Origin of the sequence: Anaerococcus vaginimassiliensis (assembly GCF_900626155.1) — a bacterium.
Lineage (GTDB): Bacteria > Bacillota > Clostridia > Tissierellales > Peptoniphilaceae > Anaerococcus > Anaerococcus vaginimassiliensis.
Map to the genome: position 1 here is coordinate 1,089,887 of NZ_LR130844.1, position 10,940 is coordinate 1,100,826.

Annotated in this window: 12 protein-coding genes; 9 read left to right on the top strand and 3 right to left on the bottom strand. The window is 33.4% G+C overall.

The window, feature by feature from the left end; genetic code table 11:
• Positions 1 to 187 precede the first annotated feature (187 nt).
• The 5 genes from E0D87_RS05455 to E0D87_RS05475 are packed head-to-tail and all read left to right on the top strand — an operon-like array spanning position 188 to position 3,795.
• Complete coding sequence (locus tag E0D87_RS05455; protein ID WP_004833915.1) at positions 188 to 571, top strand: GntR family transcriptional regulator; 384 nt, start codon at positions 188 to 190, stop codon at positions 569 to 571.
• A complete protein-coding gene (locus E0D87_RS05460; protein WP_004833933.1) occupies positions 552 to 1,424 on the top strand; it encodes an ATP-binding cassette domain-containing protein in 873 nt (290 codons plus the stop codon). Before E0D87_RS05455 ends, E0D87_RS05460 begins: the two co-directional genes overlap by 20 nt.
• Positions 1,417 to 2,658, top strand: a complete 1,242-nt coding sequence (locus E0D87_RS05465) for a hypothetical protein (RefSeq protein ID WP_130819648.1) — start codon at positions 1,417 to 1,419, stop codon at positions 2,656 to 2,658. Before E0D87_RS05460 ends, E0D87_RS05465 begins: the two co-directional genes overlap by 8 nt.
• Before the next feature lie 9 nt (positions 2,659 to 2,667).
• Positions 2,668 to 3,108 carry a deoxycytidylate deaminase gene (locus tag E0D87_RS05470; protein WP_130819649.1) on the top strand — a complete coding sequence of 147 codons (441 nt, stop codon included), beginning with the start codon at positions 2,668 to 2,670 and terminating at the stop codon, positions 3,106 to 3,108.
• A complete protein-coding gene (locus tag E0D87_RS05475; protein WP_130819650.1) occupies positions 3,109 to 3,795 on the top strand; it encodes an HAD family hydrolase in 687 nt (228 codons plus the stop codon).
• Between the two features lie 38 nt (positions 3,796 to 3,833).
• Here E0D87_RS05475 and E0D87_RS05480 read toward each other — a convergent pair whose 3' ends face one another.
• The 3 genes from E0D87_RS05480 to E0D87_RS05490 are packed head-to-tail and all read right to left on the bottom strand — an operon-like array spanning position 3,834 to position 7,210.
• On the bottom strand, positions 3,834 to 4,766 hold the full coding sequence (locus tag E0D87_RS05480; RefSeq protein ID WP_130819651.1) for a 1-phosphofructokinase family hexose kinase: 933 nt from the start codon (positions 4,764 to 4,766) through the stop codon (positions 3,834 to 3,836).
• A gap of 30 nt (positions 4,767 to 4,796) precedes the next feature.
• Positions 4,797 to 6,176: a UDP-N-acetylmuramoyl-tripeptide--D-alanyl-D-alanine ligase gene (locus E0D87_RS05485; RefSeq protein ID WP_130819652.1), complete on the bottom strand. Its 1,380-nt coding sequence runs from the start codon at positions 6,174 to 6,176 to the stop codon at positions 4,797 to 4,799.
• On the bottom strand, positions 6,173 to 7,210 hold the full coding sequence (locus E0D87_RS05490; RefSeq protein WP_130819653.1) for a D-alanine--D-alanine ligase family protein: 1,038 nt from the start codon (positions 7,208 to 7,210) through the stop codon (positions 6,173 to 6,175). The genes E0D87_RS05485 and E0D87_RS05490 overlap by 4 nt, the downstream gene beginning before the upstream one ends.
• Positions 7,211 to 7,655: 445 nt before the next feature.
• On the opposite strand from E0D87_RS05490, the gene E0D87_RS05495 reads away from it, so the two are divergent.
• The 4 genes from E0D87_RS05495 (at position 7,656) to E0D87_RS05510 (ending at position 10,845) form a co-directional block, all read left to right on the top strand.
• Entirely contained in the window at positions 7,656 to 8,510 is an 855-nt protein-coding gene (locus E0D87_RS05495) for an aggregation-promoting factor C-terminal-like domain-containing protein (RefSeq protein WP_130819654.1), read from the top strand.
• A 171-nt stretch (positions 8,511 to 8,681) separates the two neighbouring features.
• Positions 8,682 to 8,951 (top strand): ACT domain-containing protein, encoded by a 270-nt coding sequence (locus E0D87_RS05500; protein ID WP_130819655.1) that lies wholly within the window; start codon positions 8,682 to 8,684, stop codon positions 8,949 to 8,951.
• Position 8,952: 1 nt separating this feature from the next.
• Entirely contained in the window at positions 8,953 to 10,308 is a 1,356-nt protein-coding gene (locus E0D87_RS05505; protein ID WP_130819656.1) for a PFL family protein, read from the top strand.
• Positions 10,309 to 10,320: 12 nt separating this feature from the next.
• On the top strand, positions 10,321 to 10,845 hold the full coding sequence (locus E0D87_RS05510; protein ID WP_130819657.1) for a peptidylprolyl isomerase: 525 nt from the start codon (positions 10,321 to 10,323) through the stop codon (positions 10,843 to 10,845).
• The last annotated feature ends 95 nt before the right edge of the window (positions 10,846 to 10,940 follow it).

Sequence of the window (10,940 nt, forward strand, 5' to 3'; positions counted from 1 at the left end):
CATTATATCGATTTGAATTTCTTAAAATTTCTTTCGAATGGAACGCTTCCTTTTAGATTTTGTCACTTTGTCAACAGCCTTAGAACTCCGATATGGAGTTCTTTTTTTGTCTTGCAATATTTTCTTTGCGTGTTATAATATAAATAAGATATGTATGGTATATGACCATACACCATATGGAGGGAATATGTTTAATATAAATTATTCTTCTGAAGTACCTCTATACCAACAAATAGTTGAGCAAACCAAAGGAATGCTTGCGGCTGATTTATTAAAGGACGGGGACAAATTTCCTTCTGTAAGAGAAATATCCAAAAGCCTTTCAATCAACCAAACTACAGTGTCTAAAGCCTTCAAGGAGTTAGATAGGCTAGGCATTATAGAAACTAAGCCTGGTATAGGTACTTTTATTAAAATTGATGAAGAAAAAATAGAAAATAGCAAGGAAGAGTTTAGCTTAAAACTTGAGGATGAATTTAAACAAGCAATATTTTTGGGCTTTGACTTAGAAGAAATAAGTGAGCTTTACAAAAAAGTAGAAAGGAGTTTGTATGAAGATAAGGGCAAATAATGTTAGCAAGGCTTTTGATGATAAAAAAGTTTTGGACGATATCTCTTTTGACCTAGAAGAAGGAATGATAACAGGTCTTGTTGGAAGAAATGGATCTGGTAAAACCACCCTACTAAAGTGTCTGTCAGGTATATATGATATGGACTGTGGCAACTTCACTATAGATGAGAAACTGTTAGCCAAGAATCCTGATTTAATTAAAAACATTGGATTTTTACCAGACAGGTTTGATTATTTTTCTTATTTTAAGGTCAATAATATACCAAGTTTCTATAAGACAATCTATGATGATTTTGATGAAGAATTCTTCTTTGAGGAAATTAAAAAGCAAAATATCGACCCAAATAAAAATGTTAGGAATTTCTCCAAGGGACAAAAAAGTATCCTAGGTCTAATTACAATCCTTGCAACAAGGGCAAAAGTTATTTTAATAGATGAAATACTTGATGGAATGGATGTTTTAAACAAGAAGGAAATTGTAAATTACCTAATAGACGCCAAGGATAATGGCAGGGCAATCCTTGCCTCAAGTCACGAACTAGATCAGCTTTCTGGTATATGTGATTATATCTATTATCTAACTATAAATGGCAAACTTATTAATACGAACGATTCTACTATTAATAAAATCAAGAAAGCCCAAGTTGTATTTAAAGATGAGATTTCAAATGATTTTAGAGACAAAGTTATAGTAGTTAGTGAGATTGGTAGAGTTGCGACTATTCTAGTAAATGCAAGCGATGATAGACTAGAAGATTTATTAAATAGAGATGACATCATTCAATATGATATCCTAACCCCTAAAATAGAGGATTATTTCTATCTTGAAAAGGGAGGCGAGAAAGATGCGTAATTTTACAAAGTTATTTAAGTTTACTGCAAAGAGATTTTCACTATGGTTAGCCCTAATAACTGTATTTATGACTATGACTATAGGACTAACAAGCAGACGATTAATCCAAGATGACTATAAGAGATTTAATATGGATGCTATAGAAATATGGGAAGATATAGAAGGTAAAAAGTTCGACAAAGATTTCATCTTGGATGATAAAACTATGGATGAATTAGATGTTCATGCCATGAAGTACAAGGAAAAATATAAAATCATAGAAGATGATAAACTTTGGCAGATGGACTCAGACTATCAGACTGATTATTATGATAGGCTGGGTGAAGGAGAAAACGGACGAAATGCCCATTATACCTACAATGATTTTATGAGAATCTTCAATAGAACTAGTGATGGCAAGCTAAGTGCAAGTTCTTATTTAGATAATCTTGTTGCTCCAGTAATGGTTATCATAGCTCTTTTTGCAATAACAATTACAAGTATAGAAGAATCCATGCCTATATTTGAATTTACAAGAATGATGCCTTGGAAAAAACGAGACGATCTTTTGATGAAAATTGGGATTGTCTTTAGCTTTGGGATTTTGATCTTTGCAATAAATTCCATAATCCTATCATTTTTATTAAAATCATCTGGATTTGGACCTGTTGTAAGTATGAAAGAATCTTTTAGTCATATCGCTAAAGACATTCTAGTATTTTTGGCAACATCAATACTTTCAACATCACTCGGCTTTATTGCAGGTAACATAATCGGTCATATTGGTTTATTTATTCTAACTATCGGTGGCGTATCTTTAATAAAGGAAGATATCAGCATGCTCTCTAGAGTATTTTCAAACGAAGGTGCTATGGCAATTGACAATGCCTTTGCAAGCTTTATGGATGATAAAAATATATTTGTAAGAACCCTAATAAGCTTAACTAATATAGCAATAGATAACATCATGTCTGTTGGAGCATTTTTAATAATTTCAATCCTTGTGCTACTTTTAGCTCTAACAGTAAATAAAAAATCAACATCTGAAAGAAGTGGATATATGATAGTATCTAAGCCAATAGGGATATTTGCTAAAATAATGGGAAGCTTGACCCTTGCTAATATAATCACTTCAATCCTATCAAGTATGTTAGTTGAATCAGCTGGAGTAGTCTCTATAATAGTATTTGCCCTAGCTATGTTGCTAAGTTACAAATTCTTTGATATTCTATTTAAGATAAGACTTAAATTTTAAGGAGTAATTATGGCAAAAGATAGACTAAGTTGGCAAGAATATTTTATGAAACTTGCAAAAAATGTTGCAATGAGAGGAACGTGTGATAGGGCATATGTTGGTTGTGTTATTGTAAATGAGGAAAATAGAATAGTAACAACTGGATATAACGGATCTATATCAGGCAATCCCCACTGTGACGAGGTAGGTCACACCATGAGAGATGGGCACTGTATTGCAACAATTCACGCTGAGATGAATGCAATATTATATTGTGCCAAGGAGGGAATTGCTCTAAAGGATACTATATGTTATGTAACACATTTTCCTTGCCTTAATTGTACCAAGTCCCTTATCCAAGCAGGTATCAAGAAAATATATTACAACGTAGCCTACAGGATGGACGATTATGCAGTTGAGCTTTTAGAAAAGAACAATATATCCTATGAACAAGTAGAGGTATGTGATTAGATGAAAATTATAGCATCTGATTTTGACGGAACTATCTATATAGATGAAGGATTTAAGGAAAATGATTTAGAGGCTATAAGATCCTTCAAGGCTTCTTCTGGTATCTTTGGAATAGTAACTGGAAGAAGCTACTTTTCCCTAAAAAGCTTGATTGATGGAAAAATTAATCCTGATTTTGTTATAGCTAACAACGGCTCTCATATTCTCGTAAATGATAAAAAAGAGATGAGAGAAGTATATAAGAAGACTTTAGATAAGGATAGGCTAAGAGAGATAATTGATTATTACAAGAAAGATTATCCAATTAAGATATTTACAGATTTGGATAGAAAAATAGATAGATTAGATGATTTAAAAAAAGATGAAGAAGTCTATTCCCTAGCTATTTATAGTTATGATTTTTTAAACAATCCTTTCGGGGATTTATTCTCCTTCCATAAGTCAATTGGAGTAATAGATGTTATAGATAAAGATATATCCAAACAAACGGGTATTGATTTTATAAAGAAATTCTACGCTTATGATAAAGATATCATATCAATTGGTGATGACTACAACGACATAAGTTTTTTAAAAGAAACACCCTTATCATTTACCCTAAATTATGTGACAGAAGAATCTGTAGTAGATGTGTGTAATCATAGGGTAGAGGATATTAGTGAATTGATAGAAAAATACGGACAATAAAACCGACTCTAATTTGGAGTCGGTTTTATTTTTATATATTATTGAAGTTTTTCAATTTCTACCAAAGATAAGATATCCATTATCTCATCACGAGTTGCAAGATCTAATACCCTTGCAGTAGCAGATGCACTTGCTACAGACATTCTGTAGGATTCTACAGGATCTCCATCACGAACTATAGTTCCTAAGAATCCTGCTATCATGGCATCTCTACAAGCAACTGTATTTATGATTTCCTTATCATCTTCTACAGTTTTTGATTGGTAAACTTCATCTTTAGTAAAGAACATTGATCCGCTAGCTCCAAAGGATATGATGACGTATTTTGCTCCCATTTCTACTAGCTTCTTACCATATGGAATGTAGTCTTCTTTATTTTCAATTCTAACATTAAATATTTCTTCTATATCTTCACCGTTTGGCTTTACAAGAAGAGGTTTTTGTTTAACCATATCTAGTAAATATCTTGCAGGAACATCTGCCACGAAGTCTGCACCATTAGCAGTAGCGACTGATACAAGTCTTGTGTAAATATCATTATCTAGGCCATCTTCCATTGGTGGAACAGATCCTCCGAATATGATTGTATCACCTTCTCTAACTCTTGATAGATAATAAACTAGTTCATCTACTTCGTCAGATTTTATAGTTGGACCTGGGAAGTTTATCATAGTTTCTTGCTTGTTTTCAAATATTTTGATATTTGTTCTATTGTGGTTTGACATTTTCACAAAGTTGGTGCTGATATTTTCTTTAGTTAGCCAATCGGTAATGAATTCCCCTTGGAATCCTCCAACAAAACCTGTAGCTATTGTTGGAATCCTAAGAGATGAAAGGATTCTTGATACATTTAGGGCCTTTCCTCCTGGTAGGGATCTTTCAGCTAAGATATCATTTTGTTGGCCTAGGTTGAGATTTTTAAGTTCAACAAATAGGTCAATGGATGGGTTAAGAGTTACGGTATAAATCATTTTTACTCCTTATTCTTTTCTTTTCTTTTTCTATAATTTCAGATTTCCAATACTTTCTATAATTTCTTCCATGTGCATGCCATGACTTCCCTTTACAAAAACGAGAGTAGATTTTGTAACCAAGGATTTTAGTTTATCTATCAAATCGTCCTTGTCAGTAAAATGAAAAGCTCTGTCTTTTGGGAAATTATTTAAAGCACCCTTATACATATGATATGATAAATTTCCGAAAAATAAACAATAGTGAATATCTTTTGGATCGATATCAAGGCCTACTTCATAGTGTAGTTCATCTTCCTTATCTCCAAGTTCCAGCATATCACCAAGGACAACTATCTTGTTATTGTAGCCATCTAATAATTTACAAGTGGCAAGGCCAGATCTTAGGGACTGAGGATTTGATTTGTATGAATCGTCTAAAACGTCAAATCCATCAAGTTCAATCATGCTAGACCTGTTGTTAGCTGGTCTTACCTTAACTAGACCGCTTTTTACTTCATTTGTATCAAGGCCTAGGATATTTGCGATAAGTAAACAGCAAGCGCCATTATAGATATTGTGTCTACCTAAAAGTGGAATATCATAAGTTTCATCGTCATGGCTAAAAGAAACTTTAGCAGGTGTGCTAGGGACTTCTTTAACAACAAAGTCGTTAGCCTCTTCTAGTCCAAAGCTAATTATTTTTTGATCCACCTTATAAGAGGCGATTTCTTTTTTCATAGTTTCATCATCACCGTTGTAGATGAATATTCCATCATCACTTAGTCCTTCGACAATCTCCATTTTAGCCTTTAGGATTCCTTCTTTTGATTTTAGGTTGTGTAAATGGCTATCACCTATATTGGTAATTATTGCAATATCAGGAAGGGCTATATTTGATGTTAAGGATATATCGCCAAATTTATCTGTACCAAGCTCAACAACAGCAACTTCAGTATCTTCATTTAAAGAAAGGATAGTTTTTGGCACACCTATTTCGTTATTTAGATTGCCGATAGTTTTTTGGGTTTTGTACTTGGTACTAAGGACTTCATATAAAAGGTCTTTTGTAGTTGTTTTACCATTAGAACCAGTTATGCCAATTACTTTGACGTCTAACTCTTTTCTATAAGAACGTGCCAAGTCCTGGAGAGCCTTTAGGGTATCGTCAACTCTTATATAAGGAATACTTATATTATTTTTAATCTCATAATCTCTATCTATAAGAAAAGCACTTGCTCCCTTGTCCTCGCACTCTTTTACAAAGAGTCTACCATCAAAAACTTCTCCAACCAAAGGAATATATAAGTTATTTTCCTGAATAGTTCTAGAATCAGTTGAAACTCCGGAAATTTTCACATCTTTATAATTTGGATCGCAAAGTGATCCGCCTAACATTTCTGCTATTTGACCTAAAGTTCTTTCTATCATCTTTGCCCCCTTCTAAGTCCATCTTCTATTAGTATATCTAGAAGCTCAGAGAAAGATTTGTCATACATCAACTCACATAGCCTTGCAAAAAATGATGAAGGAGTAAAACCAGGGAAGGTGTTTATTTCATTTACATAGAAATTGCCATCATTAGCATAGAAGATATCAACCCTAGCAAAACCTTCGCATCCGCAAGCTACATAGCATTTTTTAACAAATTCTTGAGCTTCTTTTAATTTTTCTTCATCTAACTTATAAGGAAGGGATTCCTTTGTAGATTTAGAAAAATATTTTGCGTCGTAGTCAAGGAAGGTGTGATCTGAAATGTAAGCTCCAGGTTCTGATACATCTGGATTCATATCACCAACAACTGCAAACTCAATCTCTTGGCCTTCGATTAGCTCTTCTACTAAAACTTTTTTGTCATATTTTAGTGCCTCTAGAGCAGAATCTTTAAGCTCTTTTCTTGTAGTAACCTTGTTAACACCAACAGAAGAACCATTAGCAGAAGGTTTTACTATAAGGGGAAGGCCAATTTCTTCTATACATTTATCTAAGAAATTATCATCTAAACCTTCTTTATTAGTGTAGAGATATTTTGCTTGTCTTAGTTTATTTTTCTCAAAGATATCGTTACTTGTAACCTTATCCATGCAAATTGCAGAGGAGAGAAGTCCGTTTCCTATATAAGAAAGGCCAGCCACATCTAAAAAGGCTTGGATAGTACCATCTTCACCGTAAGTACCGTGTACTACAGGAAGAATGATAGTATTTGTAAGGTCCTCTTTGCTGATTATATCAAGGAAATTAGAAATTGATTTAGTCTTACTTTCCTTTATATCTTTTACCAGATCAAACTCATCATTAGTTTCGATTTTTTCGAAAGGTTCAGAAAAGGCTCCTTTCTTATCAATATATACAAGTTTAATATTATATTTATTCTCGTTTAAATTGTTGCTAATATTTAGGGCACTTCTAAGGGCGATGTCATGCTCACTAGAAGGTCCACCACATAAAATATAGACGTTTATCATTTGTTGCTCTCTTTCATTTTAATTCTAGGTTGATTATACTACATATTGAAAAGATGGGCGAATATTAGCCTTTTATATATAGAAATTTTAATAATAAAGAATTATTAGAAAATGAAAACGATATATTACAAAATTAATTACATTTGTAACAAATTAATAGCAAAATACATTTTAAAAATGTACAAAAAACTAGAATAGATTTAAAAATTATAGAAAAATTTGATTTATTTCAATTAAGAATCATTTACTTTTTTCTAGATAAGGTTTAAACTCCAACATTCAGAAAAAAATTATCAAAATACTAAAATCTACATAATATCTACACAATTAAAAGGTACAATATCAATTGTGAAAAATACTTGTTAACATTTTGTAACTATTGTAACAAGAAAGTCAAAATAATTTTATAATATATAAATAACAAAAGAAAGTAAGGAGATTATAAATGAAAAATATTACAAAGTACGCACTAGCAGCAGCCTTAGTTTTACCTTCGGTTTTTAGCATAGGAGCAAAAGAAGCAAAAGCAGATAGCGTTGTTATCAACAAAGAAGTAGCAGATGCAGTTAACGTTAGATCATCAGCAGAAGAGAAGGACAATGTTATTGGTCTTATAAATGATGAAAATAGATCTTATGAAATACTAGGAAAAGCAAATGGATTCTTCAAGATTGACTTTGAAGGAAGAGAAGCTTTCGTTGGAACACCTTGGTTTAATGTAACTAAGGAAACAGAAGTTCTTGCTCCATCTAACTTTAGAAAAGAAGATAACCTATCTTCAGAAATCATCAAAGTAGTTGCTGAAGGAAGCAAAGTAGAAGTTCTTGGTGAAGGACAAAACGGATATGTTAAGGTTAAATTTGAAGGTCAAGAAGGTTACATCTACAACAACCTACTAAGATCATTCAAAGAAAAGAAACAAGAAGCTAAAAAAGAAGCGCCAGCTCAACAAGCTCCTCAAACACAAAGCCAACAAACATATGAAGAACCTTCATATGATTACTATGAAGAAACAACATATTACGAAGAACCAGCTGATGCTTACTACGAAGAAGAAGTAAGCTACCAAGGAGATTCAAACTGGGCAAAAGAATGGATAGCTCAAAGAGAATCTGGTGGATCTTATACAGCATACAACCCAGCAGGTGGATACTATGGTAGATACCAACTTAACCCATCTTTAGTAAGCTATGGTGCAAGTCCTGCAGAACAAGAAGCTGCAGCTGATGCTTACGTAGCACAAAGATACGGATCATGGGAAAACGCTCAAGCATTCTGGGCAAACAATGGTTGGTATTAATCAAAAATAATATAAATAGCTAAGGCAGAAGATAGATATCTAATCTTCTGCTTTTTTCTTGGATAAAATACTCTTATTAGCTGGCACAAACTTTTTAATTAAAATTAATTCTGTACACTAATATATAAAAGGGTAAAATCTTAAGTAGATAAAGGCTCTAAGGAGGAGATTATGAAAGCCATACTAACAGTTATTGGAAATGACCAAGCAGGAATTATTTATAAGGTATCAAAAATCTTATACGAATATAATATTAATATTTTAGACCTAAGCCAAACTATCATGGAAGATCAGTTTGTAGGTATGTTTAATATTGATTTTTCAAAGGCTAGTGCAGATTTTTCTGAGATTAAAAAGGCCTTCGACAAATTAGCAGAAGAGACAAAACTTGAGATAAGAATTCAAAACGAAAAGCTTTTTGATGTGATGCACAGGATTTAATATGGATAAGAGTAATATTTTAGAAACAATAAAAATGCTTGATGAGGAAAATCTTGATATCAGAACCCTAACTATGGGGATTTCCCTTTTCGATTGTATAGACAAGGACTACAAGAAAGCTTGCGATAATATTTATAACAAGCTAATTAGAGAATCAAAGGATTTTATAAAAGCAAGCAAGGAAGTTTCAAGGATATATGGAGTACCAATCATCAACAATAGAATATCAGTTACTCCTATTTCATTGATTGCAGCAGCAACTGACCTAGATGATTACACTCCTTTTGCTGAGGTTTTAGATAAGGCTGCAGCAGATATTGGAATTGATTTTATAGGTGGATTTTCTGCTTTAGTTCAAAAAGGAATGACCAAGGCTGACGAGATTTTGATTAAATCAATCCCTAAGGCACTCTCAACTACAAACCTAGTTTGCTCTAGTGTAAATGTCGGTTCTACCAAGGCTGGGATTAATATGGATGCAGTTGGACTTTGTGGGGATGTGATAAAAGACTTGGCTAAAAGAACAGCTGATACAGACTCTCTAGGTTGTGCCAAACTAGTTATATTCTCAAACGCAGTCGAGGATAATCCCTTTATGGCAGGAGCCTTCCACGGAGTTAGCGAGGCAGAAACGGTTATAAATGTAGGTGTATCAGGACCAGGTGTTGTAAAAGAGGCAATTTCAAACAAGAAAGACCTTCCTATCAACGATATTTGCGAGATTATTAAAAAGACAGCCTTTAAAATTACTAGAATGGGTGAGCTTGTAGGAAGAGAAGTTGCCGATAGATTAGGTAAAAACTTCGGTATATTAGACTTATCCCTTGCACCAACTCCTGCTATTGGAGATTCAGTTGGTAGAATCTTGGAAGAAATCGGAATAGATAATGTTGGAGGACACGGAACAGTTGCAGCCCTTGCTCTATTAAATGATGCAGTCAAAAAAGGCGGACTAATGGCAAGTGCTTCTGTTGGTGGACTTTCTGGTGCCTTTATTCCTGTAAGCGAAGATGAAGCTATGATTAAAGCTGCAGACGGTGGGTTCTTAACCTTTGATAAGCTTGAAGGCATGACTTCTGTTTGTTCTGTAGGTCTTGATATGATTGCAATTCCAGGAAAGACAAGCTCAACTACAATTGCTGCAATGATAGCAGATGAGGCGGCTATAGGAATGATAAATGGAAAAACTACAGCAGTCAGAGTTATACCTGTAATTGGTAAAGATGTTGGAGAATACGCAGAGTTTGGTGGATTATTAGGTTATGCTCCTATAATAGATGTAGGAAATTCAAATTCGGATATAATGATTAATAGGGGAGGACACATACCTGCCCCAGTACATTCATTTAAAAATTAAGGAGTATTATATATGGAAAATAAGAACCCAATAGTTACATTTGAAATGGAAAATGGAGATGTGTTTAAGGCGGAGCTTTACCCAGAAATCGCTCCAAACACAGTAAGAAACTTCATTTCCCTAATAAATCATAATTTCTATGATGGTGTTATCTTTCACAGAGTTATAAAAGGATTTATGATTCAAGGAGGAGATCCAGAAGGAATTGGCATTGGTGGTCCTGGATATGCTATCAAGGGAGAATTTTCTACAAATGGATTTAAAAATGACCTAAAACATGAAAGAGGCGTTTTATCTATGGCAAGATCAATGATGCCTGATTCTGCAGGTAGCCAATTTTTCGTAATGCATAAGGATAGCCCACACTTGGATGGTCAATATGCAGGATTTGGTAAGGTGATTGAAGGAATAGACGTTGTAGATAAGATTGCAGAAACAAAAACTAATTTCCAAGATAAGCCAAAACAAGATCAAGTTATGAAGACAGTAACAGTTGAAACTTTCGGTGTAGACTACGACGAACCAGAAACAATTTAACTAAATTTAAAGATAGCAGGTAAAATGTCTGCTATTTTTTTTGATATATATTATATATAATATTTGCTGCTAAATATCTAATTTTGTGGTACAAT